A 23618-nucleotide genomic window follows, 5' to 3' on the forward strand; every position below is an offset into this window, starting at 1 on the left:
CCGCGTCACGGCCGACGCCACCGTCCGCTCAGTACATCCCCTCGTCGTGATGGCGGTCGAGGTCGGAGAAGACGGTGAACTCGCCGGTGAACTGCAATTCGACGGTGCCGACGGGCCCGTGGCGCTGCTTGGCGATGATGACTTCCGCGATATTGCGGGCCTCGGCCAAGCGCTGGTTATGGCGCTCCACGCGCTCCTGATATTTCTCCGGCGTCTCGTTGCCGCGCTGCTCGGGATGTTCCTTTTCCAGGTAATATTCCGGGCGATAGATGAAGGTGACGACGTCCGCGTCCTGCTCGATCGAGCCGGATTCACGCAGATCGGCCAGTTGCGGGCGCTTGTCCTCGCGGTTCTCCACCTGACGGGAGAGCTGGGAGAGCGCCAGGACCGGCACCTCCAGCTCCTTCGCCAAGGTCTTCAGCCCGCGCGTGATCTCGGACACCTCGTTCACGCGGCCCTCGACCCGCTTGTCCACCGGCGGCTGGAGGAGCTGGAGATAGTCGACCACGATCATATGCAGCCCGTGCTGGCGCTTCACGCGCCGCGCGCGCTGGCGCAGCCCGGTGATCGACAGGGCGGGCGTGTCGTCGATATAGAGCGGCAGCTTGGAGAGTTCCTCCGCCGCCTGGGCGACGCGGTCGAACTCCTGCGGGTCGATCTCGCCCCGGCGCATCTTGTCGGAGCTGACCCGCGCGCGCTCCGCCATGATACGGGCGGCGAGCTGCTCTGCCGACATTTCGAGCGAGAAGAAGAGGACATGCCCCCCCTCCTCGATCACCTGCCCGTCGTCATTCTCGATCCGGCGATAGGCCTTGGCCGCGTTGAACGCCATATTGGTGGCCAGCGCCGTCTTACCCATCGCCGGACGCCCCGCCAGGATCAACAGATCGGAGGGGTGAAGGCCGCCCAGCATGTTGTCGATATCGCGAAAGCCCGAGGTGACGCCGACGACGTGCCCCTCGCGCTGCATCGCCTTCTCGACCGACGCGACGGCGAGGCTGGACGCCTTGCCGATGGCGATGACGCTGCGATCGGCCTCGCCCGTGACGGCGAGGTCGTAGAGGCGCTGCTCCGCCTTCTCGATCTGCCGCTCGGCGGTGAAATCCAGGTCGCTGTTGTCGTAGGCGTCGTTGACCACATCCTCGCCGAGGCCGATCAACTCCCGCTTCATGAAGAGATCGCGGACCGTCTCGGCATATTGGCGGGCATTGATGATCGTCACCAGACCGGCATCGAGCCGATAGAGATAGTCGCGCCCGCCGATCCCCTTCAGCAGTTCGTCCTCGTCCACGATATGACCGAGGGACGTCGCGTTGGCGACCTGCGCGCGGTCGATGATGGACCGGATGAGCTGGAACAGCCGCTGATGTTCCGGCGCGTAGAAATGGCGCGGCTCCAACAGGTCGCCGGCGGCCTCGTAGGCCCGGTTGTTGCGCAGAATCGCGCCGAGCAGCGCCTGCTCCACCTCGATATTATGCGGCGGGTGGCGCAAGGCGGGCGCGTTCGCATCCTCCTCGCGCAGATGGGTGACATTGTCGAGGGGCGCGTCGGTCGTGGGGGTGGCTGGTGTGTTCATGATCCCAGTCATAGCAGAGTCGCCCGGGAACATCTCCCGAACGCGTCCTGTGGATAGCGAGGATATCGGGTGCGGGAAGATACGGAAAGAGAAGCGCCCGATGCTGGGGGGGCGCTCACGCCGCCGCCCGCGCCTTCCGGTCGGCGCGGATCATTGCCGCGCCCTTCTCCGCGATCATCAGGGTCGGACTGTTGGTGTTGCCGCTGGTGATCGTCGGCATTATGGAGGCATCGACGACGCGCAGCGCCTCGATCCCGTGGAGGCGCAGGCGTTCGTCCACGACCGCGGCCTCGTCGGCGGCCGGCCCCATCTTGCAGGTGCCCACGGGGTGGAAGATCGTGCTGGCGATATCGCCAGCGGCGCGGGCCAGCGCCTCCTCCCCCTGGATATCCGCGCCCGGCTTGAACTCCCGCGCGTTATAGGCCTGGAGCGCTGGCTGCTCCGCGATGCGGCGGGTCAGCATCAGGGCCCGCGCCGCCACCTGCCGGTCGGCCGGATCGGAGAGATAATTCGGCCGGATCACCGGCTTCGCCATCGGATCGGGGGACCGCAGGCGCACATGCCCCCGGCTCTGCGGGCGCAGATTGCACACGCTGGCGGTGAAGGCATCGAAGCGGTGCAGCGGATCGCCCAGCCGGTCGGTGGACAGCGGCTGCACGTGATATTGCAGGTTCGGCGTCTCCCGCGAGGGATCGGACTTCGCGAAACAGCCGAGTTGGCTCGGCGCCATGGAAAGCGGACCGCTGCGCTTCAAGGCATATTCCAGCGCCATGCCCGCCTTGCCCACCAGACTGTTGGCCAGCCGGTTGAGGGTGCGCACCCCGTCCACCTTGAAGGCCGCGCGTACCTGAAGGTGGTCCTGCAGGTTCTCCCCCACCCCGGGCAGGTCGTGGCGCGTTTCCACGCCATGTTCCGACAACACCGCGCCCGGGCCGATGCCGGATTGTTGCAGCAGAACGGGCGAGGCGACGGCGCCGGCCGCCAGGATAAGCTCCCCGCCGACCTCCACGCGGGACGGCACGCCGTCGCGCAGGAAGTCGAGCCCCGTGACCCGCCGCCCGTCGAGGCGGATGGCGGTCGCTTGCGCCTTGGTCATGACGGTCAGGTTGGGGCGTCCCATCGCCGGTTTAAGATAGGCCTTGGCGGTCGACCAGCGCACGCCGCCGCGTTGGTTCACCTCGAAATAGCCGACGCCCTCATTGTCGCCGCCGTTGAAATCGTCGGTTGCCGGAATTCCGGCCTGAACGGCGGCGTCGCGCCAGGCCTCCAGGATCTCCCACCGCAGGCGCTGCTGTTCGACCCGCCATTCACCGCCGGCGCCGTGCAGGTCGCTGCCGCCCTTATAGTGATCCTCGGACCGCCGGAAATAGGGCAGAACCTTGTCCCAGTTCCATCCCTTGGCGCCGGTCTGGGCCCAATGATCGTAATCGCGCGCCTGACCGCGCATATAGATCATGCCGTTGATCGAGGAACAGCCGCCCAGCACCTTGCCGCGCGGATAATCGAGCGAGCGGCCGTTCAACCCCGGCTCCGCCTCCGTGCGGAAGCACCAGTCGGTACGCGGGTTGTTCATGGTATAGAGATAGCCGACCGGAATATGAATCCAGAGATAATCGTCGCGCCCGCCCGCCTCCAGCAGCAGGACGCTGACCTCCGAATCCTCGCTCAACCGATTGGCCAGAAGACACCCGGCGGTGCCCGCACCGACGATCACATAATCGAATCGTCCGATCGAATCCGTCACCCGTAACCTCCCGATCGGGGCACCCGCGATGGGGCCACCCTTCCTTTTGCCGGGCAGGATAGCGCGCGCGACCGGCCACGGACAACATGGGGGGCGGCGCGCCCACGCCGATCCGTGTCGCGCGGCCGCCAGCGTCATTCATTCGACGCGCTACCTTCCGCGAACGCGGTGCCATTTCGCACCTGCGAAAAGATGCGATAAGCTTCACCCGACAAGTCTCATAACCGGAACAGGGACATCAATGGACGGCACCCCCATCAAGAAGCTGCTGATCGCCAACCGCAGCGAGATCGCCATCCGCATCATGCGCGCGGCGACGGAACTCGGCATCGCCACCGTCGCCGTCTTCACGGAGGAGGACAAATACGCCCTCCACCGCTTCAAGGCGGACGAAAGTTACCTGATCGGCCGGGGGCTGGGGCCGGTAAAGGCCTATCTGGCGATCGAGGAGATGCTGCGCGTCGCGCGGGAGGCGGGCTGCGACGCGGTGCATCCGGGCTATGGCTTCCTGTCGGAGAATCCGGATTTCGCGGAAGCCGCGATCGCCGACGGCCTCACCTGGGTCGGCCCGCCGCCCGACGTCATGCGCGCCGTCGGCAACAAGGTCGCCGCGCGCAAGGTCGCGGAGGCGGCGGAGGTGCCGGTGATGCCCGCGACCGGTCCCCTGCCGGACGATCTGGACGAAGCGAAGACGCTCGCCGACAAGATCGGCTATCCCGTCATGCTGAAGGCGAGTTGGGGCGGCGGTGGCCGCGGCATGCGCGTGATCGAAAGCGCGGAGACATTGAAGGAACAGGTCGAGGCCGGCCGGCGCGAGGCCGAGGCCGCCTTCGGCAATGGCGAGGTCTATCTGGAGAAGCTGGTCGTCAAGGCGCGGCATGTGGAGGTCCAACTCCTCGGCGACATGCACGGCACCATCGTCCATCTGTGGGAGCGCGACTGCACCGTGCAGCGCCGCAACCAGAAGGTCGTGGAACGCGCGCCCGCCCCATACCTCACCCAGGAGAGGCGGGAGGACCTCTGCCGGTCCGGCGTACGCCTCGCCCGGCAGGCCGGCTATGTGAATGCCGGGACGGCCGAATTCCTGATGGATGCGGAAACCGGGCGTTTCTATTTCATCGAGGTCAATCCGCGCATCCAGGTCGAGCATACGGTCTCCGAGGAGGTGACCGGCATCGACATCGTGAAGGCGCAGTTGATGATCGCCCAGGGTGCGCGGATCGGCGACCGGGACGATTCCGGCGTGCCCGCGCAGGCGGATATCCAACTCGACGGGCATGCCCTGCAATGCCGAATCACGACGGAGGACCCGGAAGCCAATTTCGTCCCCGATTACGGCCGCATCACGGCCTATCGCGGGGCGACGGGTTTCGGCATACGGCTCGACGGCGGCACGGCCTATTCGGGCGCGGTGATCACGCGCTATTACGATTCACTGCTGGAGAAGGTCACCGCCTGGGGCTGGAGCCCGGAGGTCGCGGTGCGCCGCATGGACCGCGCGTTGCGCGAATTCCGCATCCGGGGCGTGGCCACCAACCTCGTCTTCGTCGAGAACCTGATCAATCACCCGAAGTTCCTGGCCGGCGACTACACCACGCGTTTCATTGACCAGACGCCGGAACTGTTCGATTTCCCGCGCCGCCAGGATCGGGCGACCAAACTGCTCCAATTCATCGGCGACGTCACCGTCAACGGCAATCCGGAGGTGAAGGACCGCCCCCGCCCGTCCGACCACGCCTTGGCGCCCGTGGTCCCGACCAATTTCGACATGCTGGGCACCCCGCCGGAGGGAACGCGCACTCTGCTCGACCGGCTGGGGCCGGAGGGATTCGCCCAATGGATGCTGGACGAGCAGCGCGTGCTGATCACCGACACGACGATGCGCGACGCGCATCAGTCCTTGCTGGCCACGCGCATGCGCAGTTACGACATGGTGAAGGTGGCCGACGCCTATGCGCGCGGATTGCCGGAGCTTTTCTCGCTCGAATGCTGGGGCGGGGCGACCTTCGACGTCGCCATGCGCTTCCTCGACGAGTGTCCCTGGGACCGGTTGCGCGCGATCCGGGAGCGGGTGCCGAATATCCTGTTGCAGATGCTGCTGCGCGCCTCCAACGCCGTCGGCTACACCAATTATCCGGACAATGCGGTCCGGTATTTCGTCCAACAGGCCGCCGATAACGGCATGGACCTGTTCCGCGTGTTCGATTCCCTGAATTGGGCGGAGAACATGAAGGTCGCGATCGAGGCCGTTCTGGAGACCGGCAAGCTCTGCGAGGCGGCGATCTGCTATACCGGCGATCTGTTCGACGAGGGACGGCCGAAATACGACCTCGACTACTATGTCGCGCTTGCCCGCGAATTGAAGGGTCAGGGCGCGCATATCCTGGGCATCAAGGACATGGCGGGTCTGTGCCGGCCACGCGCGATCGACACCCTGGTCCGCGCGCTGAAGGATGAGACCGGCCTGCCGATCCATTTCCATACCCACGACACCAGCGGCGCGGCCGCGGCCAGCGTGATCGCGGCCGCCGAGGCCGGGGCGGATGCGGTGGACGCGGCGATGGACAGCCTCTCCGGTCTCACCTCCCAGCCCAATCTGGGCTCGATCGCCATGGCGCTGGCCGACACGCCGCGCGCCCCGGGCCTAGACCCGGCCACGGTGCGCGCCTTCTCCGACTATTGGGAGGCGGTGCGCCAGCAATATCGCGCCTTCGAGAGCGATTTGCGCGCCGGCGCCTCGGAGGTCTATCTGCACGAGATGCCGGGCGGCCAGTTCACCAACCTGAAGGAACAGGCCCGCGCCATGGGGCTGGCGGAGCGCTGGCACGAGGTGGCGCGCACCTATGCCGAGGTCAACTGGATGTTCGGCGACATCGTGAAGGTGACGCCGAGCTCCAAGGTAGTGGGCGACATGGCACTCTCCATGGTCTCCAGCGGCCTGACGGTGGCGCAAGTGGAGGACCCGGCGCACGACACCAGCTTCCCCGACTCCGTCGTCGCCATGCTGCGCGGGGAGCTGGGCCAGCCCCCGGGCGGCTGGCCGGAAGCGCTGCGGAAGAAGGCGCTGAAGGGCGAGAAACCCTTCACCGACCGGCCGGGCAAGCACCTGAAGCCCGTCGATCTGGAGGCCGAACGCACAGCGGCCGCCAAGGCGGCCGGAGAGGAGATCGACGCCGCCGACCTCGCGTCCTACCTGATGTATCCGAAGGTCTTCACCGACTTCGCCAAACGCCGGCAGGAAACGGGGCGCCTCGACGTCGTGCCGACGCCCGTCTTCTTCTACGGCATGGAGCCGGGCGACGAGGTCACGGTCGAGATCGAGAAGGGCAAGATCCTCGTCATTCGCTTGCTGACCGTGGCGGAGCCTGACGAGGCGGGCCAACGCGAGGTCTTCTTCGAATTGAACGGCCAACCGCGCATGGTGCGCATCGCCGACGCCAAGCTGGCCGAGAAGAGCATCGCGCGGGAGAAGGCCGATCCCGACCAGCCGGGCCACGTCCCCGCCCCCATGCCCGGCATGGTCGCCAGCCTCGCGGTATCGGAAGGGCAGAAGGTGAAGGCCGGCGATATCCTCATGACGCTGGAGGCGATGAAGATGGAAACCGCCATCACCGCCCCCGTCGCCGGCACGGTGAAGCGCCTGACCGTCAAGGCGGGCGGGCAGGTCGACGCGAAGGACCTTGTGGCGGTGATCGGATAGCGAACCGCGCCCCTATCCCCGCTCCGCCGCCTCGGCCTCCGCCTCCTCGATCAACCATTGGCGGAAGGTTTCGGCGGCCGCGCGCAGGGGCACGCGGGCGCGGCGCACGATATGATAGGCGGACTGGCGCTTTTCAGGCGGGGGCTGGAAGGGGATGACGAGACGCCCCGCCGCGATATCGTCATGCACCAGGCTGGCAAGGCCCAGGATGACCCCCTGCCCATCAACCGCCGCCTGATAGCCGAGCGTGGTCAAGGCGAAGATCAACCCGCGCCGGACATCGACCTCCGGCGCGCCCGCGCCGGCCAGCCATTGCTCCCATTCCGCATATTCGCTGTCATGCAGCAGATAATGATTGGCGAGATCCTGCGGCGTCTCCAGCTTCGGGCTGCGCTTCAGGTAGTCGGGACTGCATAGCGGGACGAGCCGCCCGCCGACCAGCGCCTCCGCCTCCAGACCCGGCCATTTTCCCGCGCCGTGACGGATGCCGAGATCGACATCCTCGCGCTCGTAATCGATCAATTCGCGCGTTGGGTTGAGACGCAATTGGATCGTCGGCGCGCGCTGTTGAAAACGCGGCAAGCGCGGCACCAGCCAACGCGAGGCGAAGGCCGATGTCGTGGCGACATGAAGCGGCCGGTTCTCATCCGCCCGGCGCAGGCGCACCGTCTCGTCCTCCACCAAATCGAAGGCCTCGCGCACGGCGGCGTAATAGCGTTGTCCCGCCTCCGTCAGCAGGATCGAGCGGCCGGCGCGACGCAGCACCGCGAAGCCCAGCCAATCCTCCAACGCGCGAAGCTGCTGACTGACGGCGGCATGGGTGACGTTCAGATCCGCCGCCGCCTTGCTGACGGAAAGGTTGCGGGCCGTCGCCTCGAAGGCGCGAAGCTGGGTCAGGTTGGGCATATCGCGTCGCATTCTGATATTGTAATTTAATCTTACATATTAGCAAGAATTGCTGCCTCGCCTCACGGCCGGGTTTCACCTACATAAACACTCAGAAGGCGACGGGAAACGGCCCGTACCGAGCGAATAGATCGTTAGGAGAATTGCCATGAACCCGATGCAGGACACCACACTGACCATCGCCCAGATCGCCGATGGCCGGATCGACCACCGCCGTGATCAGCTTTCCGCCCAGACCTTGAGGGAGCGGGTCGAACTCTCCCGCGCGGTGGAGCGTGAACGTGCCCGTCAGCGCCGCACCGTGATCTACGCGGGTCTGGGCCGGATGCTGCGAACCCTCCTGGCGCGCTTCCCCCGGGGACTGCGTCCCGCCCCGCGCCCCGTTTCCGGGCCGGCCACCACGCCGTCCGGCGGTTGCGCCGCCTGAGCCTGCCCGCTCAGGACGGCCCCTTGCGAGCCGCGGGGACGTTCCGCCCCCCAAAGCCCCACCCGCGAAGCCCCCTTCGCGGGTCTCGGGCGGAACGGCCCCGCGCTCGCTTTTTTGTCGGTGTCGTCAGGCCCCGCCTAGCCTGTCATCAGGGAGCAAAGATGCGCCATCCCGCAACACGGCCCGGGCCTCCATCGTGTAACGCTCCTCCCCCGTTCCATGCAGAAAAAGGCCCGGCAACAGGCAATCCATGCCCCGCACGCCCTTGCGTGCATGGACGATGACCCGTTTCGCCGGCACGCCTGCCCGCGGCCAGAGCGGCAGGATGCGGATGTCGCCCGCGCGGCCGTGCAGCAGCGCCAGGATCTCGCTCAACCGATCCGCGCGGTGGATCAGGGTGAGCCCCCCCTTGGGCGCCAGCGCGGCCAGCAGGCAATCGATCCAATCCGACAACCGCGCCTCCCCCTCCCGGTTCGCGGTATCCCGTCCGGCGTGAGGCGAGGCGTCCGTGCCGATCAAATGATAGGGTGGGTTCGCCATCGCCTGCGCGAAGGTGCCGCACGGCAGTTCCGTCGGCGGTGACAGGAGATCGCCGGTCAGCACCCGGCAGCGCCCGTCCATGCCATTCGCCGCCGCGTTGCGCGACGCGATCGCGGCCATGGCCGGGTCGCGCTCCAACCCGACAAGATCGGCATGCGCCACCCGCGCGCCATAGCAGAACATCGCCGTACCGACACCGCAGCCGAGGTCGAGAACCGGGCCGCCCGCCGCCCGACCGCGATCCTTCACGACCGGCACGGCGGCGGCCAACAGGACCGGGTCCATCGCGGCGCGGTAACCGTCCGCCGGCTGCTCGATCACGATCCGGCCCCCCAGGAAGGCATCACGCGTGGTGGTCACCAATCCTCCCCCGCCTCTTCCAGAAGCGCGCGCGCCCGTTCGTAGTCCTCGTCCAGGACCATGAGGCGGCGTTCCAGCGCGCCGATGGAGCCCTCCATGATACTGGCATGCAGGTCCATCATCACCGCCTCTATACCGCTCTCCGCCAGGAGGGCGGTCAGGAAACTGAGCCGGACCGGATCATTGCTGCGCACCACTTCCCGCACGGGCCTGCCTTTTCCATATGTCGTCGCGAGCGAACCGGCGAGGCAGAGACGACGCCGAAAACCGCCATGCGCCGCTTGACCATTGCCGGTCCCGGACTATGGTTCGCCCCTGTGTAGCCGCGCGTCAATCGGCGCGGGTCCTATCCGGTCGGACGAGGGGAATAGCTGGCGTGGCCAAGATTGTCAGCCTGAACGACGAACGCGAGGCCAAGCGCGAGGCGGAACAGGAGGCGCGTAAGCCCTCCTTCGACCGACTGGCGCGGCTTGTCGACGCGGACATGTCCCGCGTGAACCAGCATATCCTCGATCATATGCAGAGCCCGGTGGCGCTGATACCGCAACTCGCGGGGCACCTGATCGCGGCGGGGGGGAAGCGCCTGCGCCCGATGATGGTCTGCGCCGCCGCCCAGCTCTGCGGCTATACCGGCAGCCGCCATATCGGCCTCGCCGCCTGTGTCGAGTTCATCCACACCGCAACGCTGCTGCATGACGACGTGGTGGACGAGAGCGACTTGCGCCGTGGCCAGGAAAGCGCCAATGCGCTCTGGGGCAATCAGGCCAGCGTCCTGGTCGGCGACTTCCTGTTCAGCCGTGCCTTCCAACTCATGACCGCCGACGGGCAGTTGAAGGTCCTGAAAATCCTCTCCGACGCCTCCGCCGTCATCGCGGAGGGCGAGGTGCTGCAGCTCATGACGGCGAACGCACCCGACACCTCGGAAGAGGACTATCTGCGCGTCATCCGGTCCAAGACCGCCGCCCTCTTCGCCGCTGCCACCCAGATCGGCGCCGTCGTGGCCGAACGTCCGGCGAAGGAGGAGGAGGCGCTCTCCAGCTACGGCATGAATCTCGGCATCGCCTTCCAGCTTGTCGACGACGTGCTCGATTACTCCGCCGATCAAGCGGCGCTCGGCAAGACGGTGGGGGATGATTTCCGCGAGGGCAAGGTTACCCTGCCGGTCGTGCTCGCCTGGCGGCGCGGCGACGCGGAGGAGCGGGAATTCTGGCGCCGCACGATCGAGCGATCCGACCAGCGCGAGGGCGATCTGGACCACGCCATGCGGCTGATGGCCAAGCACGGCACGCTGACCGACACCCTGGACCGCGCCCGGCATTACGGGGCGATCGCGCGCGACGCCCTCGGCCTCTTCCCGCAGGCGGATATCAAGGACGCGATGCTGGAAGCGATCGATTTCGTGATCGACCGCGCCTACTGACGCGGGCCGGAGAACGGCCGCCGCGCCTCACACATTCAACAGCAGGTTCTCGCGTTCCCAGGAGGAAATCACCTGCTGATAGAGGTCGTATTCGGTGTTCTTGACCTCGATATAGGCCTTGGCGAAACGCTCCCCCAACACCTCCTTCAACGGCTTGGCATAATTGAATTTATAGAGCGCGTCGCCCTGGTGACGCGGCAGCGAGAAGGCGAAGCGGTAGGCGTCGCCCTCCACCGGCTTCTGCGGCTCCAGCTTCTCCGTCAGGCCGAGATATCCGCAGGCCAGCGTCGCCGCGATCGCCAGATAGGGATTGGCGTCCGAGCCCGCGACCCGGTTCTCCACCCGCCGGGCCTCCGGCGCCGATTCCGGCACGCGCAGGCCGACCGTGCGGTTGTCGCGGCCCCAATGGACGTTGATCGGCGCATCCGAATAGCGCGCGATCCGCCGATAGCTGTTCACGTTCGGCGCCAACAGCGGCATCGAGGGCGAGAGATAACGCTGCAAGCCCCCGATATAATTCAGGAACTGCTTCGAATCCTTGCCGGCCTTGGTGGCGAAGATATTCCGGCCCGTCTTCTGGTCGATGAGGGACTGGTGGATATGCATCGAACTGCCGGGCTGGTTCTGATGCGGCTTGGCCATGAAGGTCGCGTGCACCCCGTGCTTCAACGCGGCCTGACGGACCAAGCGCTTGAACAGGAAGACCTGATCGGCGAGCTCCATCGGGTCGCCGTGGTTGAAGTTGATCTCCAACTGCGCCGCCCCGGCCTCGTGCGCCAGGGTATCGACATCGATCAGCGCCGCCTCGCAATAATCGTAGATGTCCTCGACGATCGGATCGAATTCGTTCGCGGCCTCGATGCCATAGGCTTGGCGGCCGGATTCCTGACGGCCGGACAGGCCGATCGGCGGCTCCAGCGGATAATCGGGATCGACGTTCTTCTTGACCAGATAGAATTCCAACTCCGGCGCCACGACGGGCCGCAGCCCCAGCGCCTCGAACTGCCGGACGACGTTGCGCAACACCGCGCGTGGCGCGTAATCCACGGGCTCGTCATTCAGGTAATAGGCATCGCAGACCACCTGCGCCACCGGCGTCGGATACCAAGGCACGACGCGCACCGTATCCGGATCGGGTTTGAGATAGACATCGAGGCTCTCGTCGCTCGCCACCTCGCTGGTTTCTACATAGTCGCCGGTGACGGTCTGGATGAAGACGCTGTCCGGCATGCGCAGTTCGCGCCCCCCAAGCCCCTTCACGAATTTCGGACAGGGCAGGATCTTGCCGCGCGCGATCCCCGCCATGTCCGGCACCAGGCATTCGACCTCGTCGATCGTCCGACCGGTGACCCATTCCGCCAATTCTTCGTTCGTCATGATCCCCTGCCCGCGTTGCCCGGGTCGACCCGACCCGGGGGTCCGCGAAATTTAAAATTGTGATCACATTTCTATTGCCTATACTCCGCGACGGCAACAGGCGAAGGTGATTGGGCCCGACCGGCCGCTCCATCGCAAGCGTTCACGACGCCCCCAAGAGACGGATAAGCGAGATCGACGATGACAGAGCGGCTCAGCAAGATGGAGGTCGAGGCCTTCCTGGCGGCCTATCCCGACCTAAAGGGCGTCGATATGCTGCTGCCCGACATGTGCGGCATCCTGCGGGGCAAGCGCATCGGGGCGGAGGCGCTCGACAAGCTCTATGAAAAGGGCGTGCAGATGCCGGGCTCGACCTATCTGCTCGACGCCACGGGGCAGAATTGCGACACGCTGGTCTATGGCACGCGTGACGGGGACCCGGACTATCCCTGCTTCGGGGTGGCGGAAACCTTGAAGCCCGTGCCCTGGGCCTCCTCCCCCACCGGCCAGGTGATCGCCACCATGCTGGACGCGGAGGGCGAGCCCTTCTTCGCCGACCCGCGTCAAGTTCTTCGCCGCGCGGCACAACCATTGACGGACATGGGATTGACGCCGGTCGTGGCGATCGAGCTCGAATTCTATCTGCTGGACGGGGAGTTCGACCCGCTCGGCCGGCCACAGCCGGCGCGCCCACCGGCCCCCGCCCAGCGGCAAACCACCACCCAGGTCTACGGCATAGAGGAACTCTATGATTTCGAGGCCTTCCTGGTCGATGTCGAGAATGCCTGCCAGGCCCAGAACGTGCCCGCCGACACCGCCACCAGCGAATACGCCCCCGGCCAGTACGAGATAAACCTGCACCACGTCGCGGACCCGGTGGATGCCTGCGACGACGCGCTCATGCTGAAGCGTCTTATCAAGGGCGTGGCACGCCGGCACGGCATGACGGCATGCTTCATGGCCAAGCCGTTCGAGGATCTGGCGGGATGCGGGCTGCATGTGCATGTCAGCCTCGTCGACCGCGACGGCCGCAATGTCTTCGCCGGCGACATGGACGAGGAAACGGGCCTGCCCGTCGCACCGATGCTGAAGCACGCAATCGCCGGGTTGAAGGAGACCATGGCCGACGGCATGGCGATCTTCGCGCCGAACGCCAATTCCTATCGCCGCTTCCAGGCCAACAGCTACGCCCCGATCAATACCGCCTGGGGCGTGGACAACCGCACGGTTTCCCTGCGCATTCCACGTGCCGAGGCCGATGCCATGCGGGTCGAGCACCGCGTCGCCGGGGCCGACGCCAACCCCTATCTGACCGTGGCCGCCGTATTGGCCGGCATGCATCACGGCATCGCGAACGAACTCGACGCCGGTGGAATCGAACGCGGCAACGCCTATGACAATCCACCGACGGGCCTGCCGCTGCGCTGGTGGCAGGCGCTGCTGCGCATGGGGGACAGCGAGGTGCTGCCGCGCTATCTCGGCCAGCACTATTGCGACTGCTATGTCGCCGCCCGCAGCTTCGAGAACGACAATTTCAACGCCCATATTCCGGCGCTGGATTATTCCTGGTACCTGCGCACGGTGTGACGCGCGAACTCTCGATTTCACCGCCTTCGTCGAGGACAGATCATGGCCGTCGATCAGACCCGCCCCTCCTATTATCAAGCCACCTGCAACGACACGACCCGCCATCCCCGGCTCGAAGGCTCCCAGAAGGCCGATGTCGTGGTGGTCGGTGCCGGCTATACCGGCCTCTCGGCCGCGCTGGAACTGGCGGAGGCGGGCTATGACGTCGCGGTGGTCGAGGCGGAGACGGTGGGCTATGGCGCCTCCGGCCGTAACGGCGGCCATGTATGCCCCGACTACAACAAGTCGATGGCGCATCTGACCAAGGCGCTTGGCCAGGACGGGGCCCGGATCGCCTGGGAACTCGGCAACGAAACGACACGCCTCGTCGGCGAAAGGGTTCGGAAATACGGCATCGATTGCGACCTCAAATGGGGGTATCTGCACGCCGCCGAGCGGCGCGGCCATGTCCCGGAACTGCATGAAATGGCAGAGGAGGCCGCGCATTGGGGCTATGACGGCATGCGCGTGATCGAGGGGGAGGAGCTTCGCAGCCGCCTCGGGACCACGCGCTATCATGCCGCGTTGGAGGACCCGCGCGGCGGTCATCTGCACCCGCTCAACTACTGCAAGGGATTGGCCCGCGCCGCCGTGGCGGCCGGCGCGCGGATTTACGAGGAAAGCCGCGTCCTCGCCCTGGATACGGGCGAGAAAAGCGGCGGCAATGTCTCCGTTACCACGGCGGACGGCTCCGTCGAGGCCGATTTCATGGTGCTGGCCGGAAACGCCTATCTTCAGGAGACGGTACCCTTCCTCTATCGGCGGCTGATGCCGGTCGGCTCCTATATCGTCGCGACGGAGCCACTGGGCGATAACATGGCGCGCGAACTGATCCGCGAGGACGAGGCCGTCGGCAACATGAACTTCATTGTCGATTATTACCGTCTCTCGGCCGACCGGAGGATGCTTTATGGCGGACGCGCCACCTATTCGGGAATAGAGCCGCGCGACCTCGCCTCATTCGTGCTGCCCCGCATGACGGGGGTCTTCCCGCAATTGAAGGATAGCCGCATCGACTATGCCTGGGGTGGCAATATCGGCATCACCGTGGACCGCATGCCCCATGTCGGGCGGATCGGCACGCGCTGCTATTTCAGCCAGGGCTATTCCGGCCACGGGCTCGCGCTCTCCAACCTCTGCGGCAAGCTGATCTCCGAGGCGATCCGCGGCCAGAACGAGCGTTTCGACACGCTCGCCGCCGTGCGTCACCCGATCTTCCCGGGCGGCAGGTTCCGCACGCCGCTGCTCTCTCTGGGCATGCTCTGGTACCGGCTGAAGGACGCGCTGGCGTAATACCGGTCACCATGGGCGGCCCCCTGCGCGGGGTTTGGCGAATGGGTTTGGAAACCCGCCGCGCGGCGCTCAAACGCGCCTGACACAGGCGCTCGCCCGCCCCCGCCGGCCCGCGTTCCGCCCGAGGTGAACAGCGGGCAGGAATACCCTTCGCGCAAACGAATCGGCCAGAAGAGCAATATCGCCCTCATTGCGGGAACTATAATAATGTTCAATCAGCGATAAATTCTCTTATGATTGTTTTGGCGCAATCAATAATAGAAAATACACGAAAATTTCGTTTTTTGACGCTAATCCCACCCCAATTAATTGATGGAAATAGGCATCGCAACCGTTCGTATGGCACTTCTATCGAGGTAGCAATACACTCCAATACAATCTTAACGGGAGAGGTAGCGATGTATGACCCATTGGACCTTGCCGAGTTCATCGGACGCCGGCGAAATGATCTGGCGGAACTCGGCCTCACCTTGCAAACCCGCGACGATTTCGATGCGCTGTATGCCCTGGACCTTCCGGGAAAAACGGTCTCGCCGATGTTCTCCCCCGCGCACCACGACCTGCTGGACCAGCGGGCACGCTGGATCTGCGGGACGATCGAGGGCCAGATCGTCCATGTCCAGGCGTACCGCGTGATCGATACCGGTGCCTCCACCATGGAGCGCGCGCTCGTCTCGGAATTCGCGCGCATCTTCGGCAAACCGTCGGCGGTGCCGATCGGCACGATCGCGGACGCGCTGGCCGAGATGCGGGGCCGTGTCGTCTATCATGGCGACCTCTGGTGCCATGAGTCGTTGCGTGGCACAGGCGCCGGCGAGAAGCTGGGGGCGATCGGCGTCGGATCGGCCATGTTGGGTTTCGACCCGGATTATGTGATCGGCTTCATGGAGCAACCCCTGGCCGGGCGCGGCTTCTTCTTCCGGGAAGGCTATTTCCATATCGAGCCGCTCGGCTCCGGCTGGCGGCGCGGCGCGCCCTTCCTGCTGGAGAATGATTGGCTGGTCTATTGCAGCCGGTCGAGCCTGCGGAAGCTCGTGATGCGGGACGCTCAGCAGAACCGGGTCAAACAGCCGGTCACCCTGTTTGAACCCAGGGTGATGGGGAACACCAGCCGGTAATAGGAAACAAGCCTGGACCGGCCGTGCACGTCGAGGATCGCCGATACGCGTTGGCCGACGGGCCGGCCGGTCAGATGAACCGATTGATAGGCGGTCCGGACTGCGCGCTCGAACGCCTCGTGCGCCAGCCCGGGCTGACCGACCAGACCGTTCACGAAATCCCGGCCATAGAGTTCGCCGGTCGTCGATTCCCGTCCGCAATGAAGATAGGGCGCACCGTCACGGCTGGGCGCGAAGATCTGCAGACGGTCCAGCAACCCTTCGAACTGCCCTTGCTGGAGGCCGGCATCGCCACCTCCGTCGAGGAATCGGATGGCATCGCCGAACGCGGGGTTCCTGCCGACCAAGGTCTCCAGACTGAGATCCTGCATCCTGACCGTCATCTAGGCGGTATTCCCCTCGGCGTCCGATGCATTATCCGCCAGCATGCGCGCCACCGCGTTCATGTATCGCATCGCGCGATCGAGGGCCAAACCCTCGATATCCTCGATATCCGTCGTCTCATAATTCGCGCGCAACCAATATTTAAGCAGAAGTTCCGCATTGGTCGCCGCGGCGGTCTCGCGGATCGCCGTGCGCTTGGCCGCATCGGTCACGGGTTGCGCTTCACGGAGAAGCTTCCGCAACTCGTCGCGCAGGAAATCGGTTCGCGATGGCATGGCCGGCAATGCTCCTCGATGACACCCGGCCGATCATGGCCCAGACGCTGAACGGATATCAAGCCAGAGTAGCAAAGGCGCGCGGATTCCACAAAACCCCGCCCTCTTGGCCGCGATGGCGAAACGGGCGGCCAAGAGGCCGCCCGTCGCGTCATCATCACCAAGGCGTGGCAGGTTGCCAAGGCACCTCGATCGGCCCTACCCGTCGGCGCGAAGGCACGCATTCTCCGGATCATAGGGGCTTTCCGGAATGACCACGCATTTGTGCATGACCTTCAGGATATCGATCTCCAATTCCGTGCCGGGCTCGCTCAAGGCCGGCGGCACCATGGCGAGCACGAGCGACTTGCCGACCCGGAATCCGTAATTGCCCGATGTCGCGCGCCCGACCAGCGTGCCGTCCTTATAGATCGGGTTGGAGCCGAGGGCGTCGGCCGGGCTTTCCCCGTCGCCATGGCCTGCCGCGTCGCGGCGGACAAGCCCCTCGCCGTCCGGGCCGATCGGCGCCACGCCCGGCACCTCCAGCGTCACGAAACGGTAGGCGAAGCCCTTTTCCTGCCATTTCGACAGCGCATCCCGGCCGAGGAAATCGCCCTTGTTCAGATGCACGAACCGGTCGAGCCCGCTTTCCAGCGCGGCGTACTCGATCGACAACTCCTTGCCCGGCAGGCGATAGCTCTTCTCGACGCGCAGGCTGTCCATCGCCCGAATGCCGAAGGGCTTGAGGCCCAGATCCTTGCCCGCCTCCATCAGCACATCGAAGATATGGATCTGATATTCGATCGGGTGGTGCAGTTCCCAGCCGAGTTCGCCCACGAAGTTGACGCGCGCCGCGCGGCACGGCGCCATGCCGACATCGATCTGCTGGCTGGAGAGCCAGGGAAAAGCCTTGTTCGAGAAGTCGGTACCGGGCGAGACTCGCTTCATCAGGTCGCGCGCCTTCGGTCCCGCGACCACCAGCACTCCCATGGAGTTCGTCAGGCTCTCGAACCGGACGGAACCGTCCTCCGGCATGTGGCGGAGCAACCAGTCATGGTCGAGCCGCTGGAACGCGCCGGCGGAGACCAGATAGAAGCTGGGATGGCCCCAACGGTCCGTGCCCTCGCGCAGGATCGTGAATTCGGAATGGACGCCCCCGCTCGGCGAGAGCGAATGGGCGAGGCCGAGGCGCCCGACCTTCTTCGGCAGCTTATTGGCCACCAGATGGTCGAGGAACGCTTCCGCGCCCGGCCCGGAAACCCGCGCCTTGGCGAAGCCGGTCATATCCAGGATGCCGACATTCTCCATGACGTTGAGGCATTCCTTGCGCACGCTTTCCATGTAGCGGGAGCGGCGGAAGGAATAATCGTCCACCTGCGCCTCGCCATCGGTGGCGTAGAAATTCGCCCGCTCCCAGCCGAAGGACTGGCCGAAGACGGCGCCCAGATCCTTCAGCCGGTCATAGATCGGCGAACGGCGCAGCGGCCGCGCGTCCGGGCGTTCCTCGTCCGGGAAGTGGGTCACGAAGACGTGCGCATAAGCTTCCTCGTTCTTGGTCTTGAGGTAGCTCTTGGTGCAGTAGTCGCCGAAGCGCCGCGGATCGACGCCTAGCATGTCGATGCCGGGCTCGCCCTCGACCATCCATTCGGCGAGCTGCCAGCCGGCCCCGCCGGCGGCCGTGATGCCGAAGCTGTGCCCTTCCGACAGCCAGAAGTTCGGCACGTCCCAGGCCGGCCCGACGATCGGGTTGCCGTCGGGCGTATAGGCGATGGCGCCGTTATAGACCTGCTTCACGCCGACCTCGCCGAAGGCGGGGACGCGGTGGATCGCATGCTCGATATGCGGCTCCAGACGCTCCAGGTCCTCCTGGAACAGCTCGTACTCGCAATCCTCCGCCGGGCCGTCGACATAGCAGGCCGGCGCGCCGTGCTCATAGGGACCGAGGATCAGGCCGCCGCGCTCCTCGCGCATGTACCACTGACCGTCGGAGCCGCGCAGCACGCCCATCTCCGGCAGCCCCTGCTCCTTGCGCTTCAGGATCTCCGGATGGGCATCGGTCACGATATACTGGTGCTCGACCGGGATGACGGGAATGTCGAGGCCGACCATCCGGCCGGTCTGGCGCGCGAAGGACCCGGTGGCGCTCACCACATGCTCGCAGGTGATGTCGCCCTTGTCGGTCTTGACCAGCCATTCGCCGGAGGCCGTGCGCTCGATCCCGGTGACGGTGGTATTGCGGTTGATCTCCGCGCCCAGCGCCCGCGCGCCCTTGGCCAGCGCCTGGGTCAGGTCCGCCGGCTGGATATAGCCGTCCTCGGGATGGCGAATGGCGCCGATCAATCCCTCGGTCGACATCAGCGGCCAGATTTCCTGGACCTCCTCCGGCGTCATGAAATCCACCTGCACGCCGATCGTCTCCGCCACGCCGGCATATTGGCGATATTCGTCCATCCGGTCCTGATTCTCGGCCAAACGGATGTTCGACACCTTGGAGAGACCCACCTTCTGCCCGGTTTCCTGCTCCAGCTCCTGGTAGAACTTGACCGAGTATTTATGGATCTGCCCCACCGAGTAGCTCATGTTGAACAGCGGCAGCAGACCAGCCGCGTGCCAGGTGGAGCCGCTGGTGAGTTCCTTGCGCTCGACCAGCGCGACGTCCGTCCATCCCTTCTTAGCCAGGTGATAGAGCGTCGACACGCCCACGACGCCACCGCCGATCACCACCACGCGCGCATGTGTTCTCATCGAATTCGGCTCCCAGCTTCACGCGACACTTTTTCCATGCCGGCCGACGCGCCGCCGACCAGTTCGCCGGAACAATGGGACGCGTCGCGCGGCCCCGCTTGCCGATGTGCGACGGGCGATTGGTGAAAAAGCGCCGCGCCTTTCGGAAGCCGCGCGCCCGACACGCGGAACCGATGGCGCTCACAGTCGAGTCGGATGTCGCTCACGTGTTGTTCCACCGCCGCGTTCCGGCGGATTATCGCATCAAGGTGTCGGGGCGACGCGAGACGACAGCCGGTTTCATGCAAGCATGAACCGGCCTTTCCGGCGTTCCCGACCCGATTTGAGATTCAGCACACCAACAATGACGATCCCGGCCCCGCGCCGGGACCCCTCCCCGGGATACGGAGCGAAGAGCGATGAGCGACGGCGACACGGCGGCACTCGACGAGATGATGGATCAGCCCCCCGCGGGCGGCGGGCGCGCGGGCCGCGAAGGCCGCCGGGGACGCGAGGGGGGCGGCGGACGCGCCGCGCGCCAGGCCAAGCGCGCCGGCGCCGGCGGCAAGGCACCGGCCTATATCACCCGAAAGGTCGGCTATTTCGAGGTTTTCGGGGAGGAAGGGCTCGACATGATCGAGCGCAATGCCGACACCGTCCTGAAGGAAATCGGCATCGACTTCCGCGGGGACCCGGAGGTGCTGGACCTCTGGCGCCAGGCGGGCGCCGACGTGCAAGGCGAGCGCGTCCGCTTCGAGCCCGGCATGCTGAAGAAGATCGTGCAGGACAGCGCGCCCAGCCTGATCACCCAACATGCCCGCAATCCGGAGCGCACGGTGAAGATCGGCGAAGGGCACACGGTCCTGGTTCCGGCCTATGGCCCACCCTTCATCCGCTCGCTCGACGACGGGCGGCGCTACGCGACGATCGAGGATTTCCGCAATTTCGTGAAGCTCGCCTACATGTCGCCGGGCCTGCACCATTCCGGCGGCACGCTGTGCGAGCCGGTGGACCTGCCGGTCAACAAGCGCCACCTCGACATGGTCTATAGCCATATCCGCTATTCGGATAAGCCCTTCATGGGCTCCGTCACCGCGCCGGAACGTGCGCAGGACACGGTCGACATGGCGAAGATCGTCTTCGGCGACGATTTCGTCGACCAGAACTGCGTCGTCATCAACCTGATCAACGCCAACTCGCCGATGGTCTGGGACGACACCATGCTGGGCGCGCTCAAGGTCTATGCCCGCAACAATCAGGCCTGCGTCATCAGCCCCTTCATCCTGGCCGGCGCGATGAGCCCGGTGACGGTCGTGGGCACGCTGACGCAGCTATACGCCGAGGCGCTCTCCGGCATGGCGCTGACGCAACTCGTCCGGCCGGGCGCGCCGGTCGTCTTCGGAACCTTCGCCAGTTCGATCTCGATGCAGTCGGGCGCGCCTACCTTCGGCACCCCGGAGCCCTCGCTCGTGCTCTACGGCGCCGCCCAACTCGCCCGGCGGCTGGGCGTCCCCTTCCGCTCCGGCGGCGGGCTCAACGCCTCGAAGATCGCGGATGCGCAGGCGGCCTATGAGTCCGCCAACACGCTGCAGACGGCGGCGCTGGGCGGGGTCAACTTCATGCTGCATACCGCCGGCTGGCTCGAAGGCGGTCTCGCCATGGGCTATGAGAAGTTCGTGATGGATGCCGACCAGGCCGCGATGATCGGCCGCCTGCTCGCCGGCCCGGATCTGGGCGAGAACGGACAGGCGATGGACGCCATTCGCGAGGTCGGGCCGGGCAGCCACTATCTCGGTTGCGCGCATACCCAGGCCAATTTCGAGGAGGCTTTCTATCGCTCGCCCCTCGCCGACAACAACTCGTTCGAGCAATGGGACAGCGAGGGCGGCCAGGACATGAACCAGCGCGCCAACGCCTATTGGAAGAAGCAGCTGCGCGACTACGAGGACAAGGCTCCCGCGATCGATCCGGCGATGCTGGAATCCCTCGATGCCTTCGTCGCCAAGCGCAAGGAATCGATGCCCGATTCGAACGTCTGATCCTGGGGCACTGGCCCTGGGGGACGTTGCCCTGGGGGACGTTGCCTTGGGGGGGCTTGGAGCGCGCCGGCGATGCGAACCGTCGCCCGGCGCGCCCGAAAGCGCCCGGGCTCCGCCCCCCGGCCCGCCGGCGAAGCCCTGTTCAGGCGCGATGGGCCACGCCCCATCCCTTGCCGTGAGTATTGAAATTCGGTTGCGCGCTTCTTTGAGTGTTTACCGTAGGATCGGGCCTGTGCGATAGTTCCCGCAACCATAAGAATAGAGACGCGATGCGGCCGTTCGCGCGCGCGACTCGTGGGAGGAGCACAGAGGTTTGATTCGCCTCATCGATGGTATCAACGAGGCGGTGGGCCGGGTGATTTCCTGGGTCGCCGTCGTCTTCGCGGCCATGATCATCTATGATGTCGTCATGCGCTATGTCTTCAGCGCGCCGACATTGTGGGCCTTCGACCTGACGCGGCAGCTTTATGGCTTCTATTTCATAATGCTCGGCGGATATGCCCTGCGTCACGGGTCGCACGTCAAGGTCGATATCCTCTCGGAACGCCTCGCGCCGCTCGGCCAGCGCATTCTGGCCGTGCTTGGCTATCTCATCTTCTTCTTTCCCTTCGCCTGGGTCTTCACGACCCGCAGCTACGACTTCGCGATGCGCTCCTGGCAGCAGGGCGAGACGACCTACGGGGCGGCGCAATTGCCCGTCTATCCGGTCAAGATGGCGATGGCGGTCGCCGCGGCCCTCCTGATCATCCAGGGTATTTCGGAAGTCATGAAACTTGTGCTCGCGCGCGGGCAGTCCGAGGGGGAAGCTGGGCATGTCGGGTGAATCCATCGCCCTGATCATGGGTGGGCTCCTGATTCTCGGCCTGTTCATGGGCCATCCGCTGGCCTTCGTCCTGGGGGGAACCGCAGTCCTCGGCGCGCTGATCGCCGGCAAGCCCATGGTGCTCGGCATCGTCATCAACCGCATTTTCGGCGATGTGCTGGACAATTACGTGCTCATCGCCATTCCGCTTTTCGTGCTGATGGCGCGCTTCCTGTCGGATTCGGGCGTCACGGATCGCATGTTTGAAACCTTGCGCCTTCTCCTGGCGCGGGTAAGCGGCGGGCTCGGCCTCGCCGTGGTCTTCATCTCGATCCTGCTGGCCGCCACCACCGGCATCATCGGCGCTTCCATCACCGTGATGGGGGTCATGGCGCTCAAGCCGATGCTCAATTACGGCTATTCGAAGCGGTTCACGACCGGGGTGATCGCGTCATCGGGGTGCCTTGGCATTCTGATTCCGCCGTCGATCATGCTGATCCTGATGTCATCGAACTCCGACCTGTCGGTGGGTGAACTCTTCGCCGGCGCGCTCGTTCCGGGCACCCTGCTCGGGCTCATGTACGCGGCCTATGTCGCCATTCTCGCCTTCTTCCGTCCCGATATCGCGCCGGCCGTCAAGACCGAGGAACGGGTCGAGCGCGCCACGCTCGTCCGCATGCTGCTGGTGGAGGCGCTGCCGCCGCTTGTCCTGATCCTGGGCATTCTCGGCAGCATGCTGGCGGGTATCGCCACCGCGACGGAGGCATCGGCGATCGGCGCGGCGCTGGCGCTCGGCATCGTCGTCATGCGTGGGCGCTTCCAACGGGATACCTTCATCGGTGCATTGCGGGAAACCGGCCGGACGTCGGCCATGATCCTCTTCATCGTCGTGGGCGCATCGGCCTTCACCGGGGTGTTCAACATCACCGGTGGCCTGAGGGCGACGCAGGAACTGATCCGGGCCCTGGAGATGGAACCCTGGATGCTCATCACCATGATGATGATGATCGTCTTCGTCCTCGGCATGTTCCTCGACTGGACCGGTATCGTGCTGCTGTCCTTCCCGATCTTCCTGCCGATCGTCAGCGAAATGGGGGTCGGGCTGCTGTGGTTCGTCGTTCTGATGGCGGTTGTCCTGCAGACGTCGTTCCTCTCGCCGCCCTTCGGATATGCGCTCTTCTACATGCGCGCGCTCGCGCCACCGGAAGTGCGTATCGGCGACATCATCATCGGAGTCCTGCCCTTTATCGGGCTGATCATCGTGATGGCGCTCGCCATCAGCTTCTTCCCGGGATTGGCCACATGGCTGCCGGAAGCGCTGTACCAATAAAACAGGCACTCACGCTCAA

18 protein-coding genes are annotated in these 23618 nt (G+C 65.5%); 9 read left to right on the forward strand and 9 right to left on the reverse strand.

Annotated elements, in window-relative coordinates; all coding sequences use genetic code 11:
• Positions 1-28: 28 nt before the first annotated feature.
• Positions 29-1576: a replicative DNA helicase gene (locus KAJ83_RS04185; RefSeq protein WP_210680733.1), complete on the reverse strand. Its 1548-nt coding sequence runs from the start codon at positions 1574-1576 to the stop codon at positions 29-31.
• Between the two features lie 115 nt (positions 1577-1691).
• Positions 1692-3320 carry a GMC family oxidoreductase gene (locus KAJ83_RS04190; RefSeq protein WP_343221931.1) on the reverse strand — a complete coding sequence of 543 codons (1629 nt, stop codon included), beginning with the start codon at positions 3318-3320 and terminating at the stop codon, positions 1692-1694.
• Between the two features lie 241 nt (positions 3321-3561).
• On the opposite strand from KAJ83_RS04190, the gene pyc reads away from it, so the two are divergent.
• Positions 3562-7020, forward strand: a complete 3459-nt coding sequence (pyc, locus tag KAJ83_RS04195) for a pyruvate carboxylase (RefSeq protein WP_210680735.1) — start codon at positions 3562-3564, stop codon at positions 7018-7020.
• Between the two features lie 12 nt (positions 7021-7032).
• Here pyc and gcvA read toward each other — a convergent pair whose 3' ends face one another.
• The gene (gene gcvA, locus KAJ83_RS04200) at positions 7033-7926 is read right to left on the reverse strand and encodes a transcriptional regulator GcvA (RefSeq protein WP_210680736.1); all 894 of its coding nucleotides are present in this window, start codon (positions 7924-7926) and stop codon (positions 7033-7035) included.
• A 148-nt stretch (positions 7927-8074) separates the two neighbouring features.
• Between gcvA and KAJ83_RS04205 the strand changes: the two genes are divergently transcribed.
• The gene (locus KAJ83_RS04205; protein WP_210680737.1) at positions 8075-8353 is read left to right on the forward strand and encodes a hypothetical protein; all 279 of its coding nucleotides are present in this window, start codon (positions 8075-8077) and stop codon (positions 8351-8353) included.
• A 126-nt stretch (positions 8354-8479) separates the two neighbouring features.
• Here the strand turns inward: KAJ83_RS04205 and KAJ83_RS04210 are convergent, their stop codons facing one another.
• Positions 8480-9253 carry a tRNA1(Val) (adenine(37)-N6)-methyltransferase gene (locus KAJ83_RS04210; RefSeq protein ID WP_343221932.1) on the reverse strand — a complete coding sequence of 258 codons (774 nt, stop codon included), beginning with the start codon at positions 9251-9253 and terminating at the stop codon, positions 8480-8482.
• The gene (locus KAJ83_RS04215; RefSeq protein WP_210680738.1) at positions 9250-9459 is read right to left on the reverse strand and encodes a putative signal transducing protein; all 210 of its coding nucleotides are present in this window, start codon (positions 9457-9459) and stop codon (positions 9250-9252) included. The genes KAJ83_RS04210 and KAJ83_RS04215 overlap by 4 nt, the downstream gene beginning before the upstream one ends.
• Before the next feature lie 170 nt (positions 9460-9629).
• On the opposite strand from KAJ83_RS04215, the gene KAJ83_RS04220 reads away from it, so the two are divergent.
• The gene (locus KAJ83_RS04220; RefSeq protein WP_379786872.1) at positions 9630-10673 is read left to right on the forward strand and encodes a polyprenyl synthetase family protein; all 1044 of its coding nucleotides are present in this window, start codon (positions 9630-9632) and stop codon (positions 10671-10673) included.
• Positions 10674-10700: 27 nt separating this feature from the next.
• Here KAJ83_RS04220 and KAJ83_RS04225 read toward each other — a convergent pair whose 3' ends face one another.
• Positions 10701-12050 (reverse strand): glutamine synthetase family protein, encoded by a 1350-nt coding sequence (locus KAJ83_RS04225; RefSeq protein WP_210680740.1) that lies wholly within the window; start codon positions 12048-12050, stop codon positions 10701-10703.
• A gap of 180 nt (positions 12051-12230) precedes the next feature.
• Here KAJ83_RS04225 and KAJ83_RS04230 point away from each other — a divergent pair, with 180 nt between their 5' ends.
• The 3 genes from KAJ83_RS04230 to KAJ83_RS04240 all read left to right on the forward strand — a co-directional run bounded on the left by KAJ83_RS04230 (position 12231) and on the right by KAJ83_RS04240 (position 16066).
• Complete coding sequence (locus tag KAJ83_RS04230) at positions 12231-13616, forward strand: glutamine synthetase family protein (protein WP_210680741.1); 1386 nt, start codon at positions 12231-12233, stop codon at positions 13614-13616.
• Positions 13617-13658: 42 nt separating this feature from the next.
• The gene (locus tag KAJ83_RS04235) at positions 13659-14948 is read left to right on the forward strand and encodes an NAD(P)/FAD-dependent oxidoreductase (protein ID WP_210680742.1); all 1290 of its coding nucleotides are present in this window, start codon (positions 13659-13661) and stop codon (positions 14946-14948) included.
• A gap of 398 nt (positions 14949-15346) precedes the next feature.
• Complete coding sequence (locus KAJ83_RS04240; RefSeq protein ID WP_210680743.1) at positions 15347-16066, forward strand: hypothetical protein; 720 nt, start codon at positions 15347-15349, stop codon at positions 16064-16066.
• Here the strand turns inward: KAJ83_RS04240 and KAJ83_RS04245 are convergent.
• The 3 genes from KAJ83_RS04245 to KAJ83_RS04255 all read right to left on the reverse strand — a co-directional run bounded on the left by KAJ83_RS04245 (position 15997) and on the right by KAJ83_RS04255 (position 19449).
• Positions 15997-16449: a hypothetical protein gene (locus KAJ83_RS04245; protein WP_210680744.1), complete on the reverse strand. Its 453-nt coding sequence runs from the start codon at positions 16447-16449 to the stop codon at positions 15997-15999. The two genes, KAJ83_RS04240 and KAJ83_RS04245, sit on opposite strands and share 70 nt — an antisense overlap.
• Positions 16450-16725 carry a hypothetical protein gene (locus KAJ83_RS04250; RefSeq protein WP_210680745.1) on the reverse strand — a complete coding sequence of 92 codons (276 nt, stop codon included), beginning with the start codon at positions 16723-16725 and terminating at the stop codon, positions 16450-16452.
• A 198-nt stretch (positions 16726-16923) separates the two neighbouring features.
• A complete protein-coding gene (locus KAJ83_RS04255; protein ID WP_246484186.1) occupies positions 16924-19449 on the reverse strand; it encodes a GcvT family protein in 2526 nt (841 codons plus the stop codon).
• Positions 19450-19847: 398 nt separating this feature from the next.
• Between KAJ83_RS04255 and KAJ83_RS04260 the strand changes: the two genes are divergently transcribed.
• The 3 genes from KAJ83_RS04260 (at position 19848) to KAJ83_RS04270 (ending at position 23599) form a co-directional block, all read left to right on the forward strand.
• Positions 19848-21467 carry a trimethylamine methyltransferase family protein gene (locus KAJ83_RS04260; protein WP_210680746.1) on the forward strand — a complete coding sequence of 540 codons (1620 nt, stop codon included), beginning with the start codon at positions 19848-19850 and terminating at the stop codon, positions 21465-21467.
• Between the two features lie 313 nt (positions 21468-21780).
• Positions 21781-22290, forward strand: a complete 510-nt coding sequence (locus KAJ83_RS04265; RefSeq protein WP_210680747.1) for a TRAP transporter small permease subunit — start codon at positions 21781-21783, stop codon at positions 22288-22290.
• Entirely contained in the window at positions 22280-23599 is a 1320-nt protein-coding gene (locus KAJ83_RS04270) for a TRAP transporter large permease (RefSeq protein WP_210680748.1), read from the forward strand. Before KAJ83_RS04265 ends, KAJ83_RS04270 begins: the two co-directional genes overlap by 11 nt.
• The last annotated feature ends 19 nt before the right edge of the window (positions 23600-23618 follow it).

The organism is Marivibrio halodurans (assembly GCF_017963645.1).
GTDB lineage: Bacteria > Pseudomonadota > Alphaproteobacteria > UBA8366 > Aestuariispiraceae > Marivibrio > Marivibrio halodurans.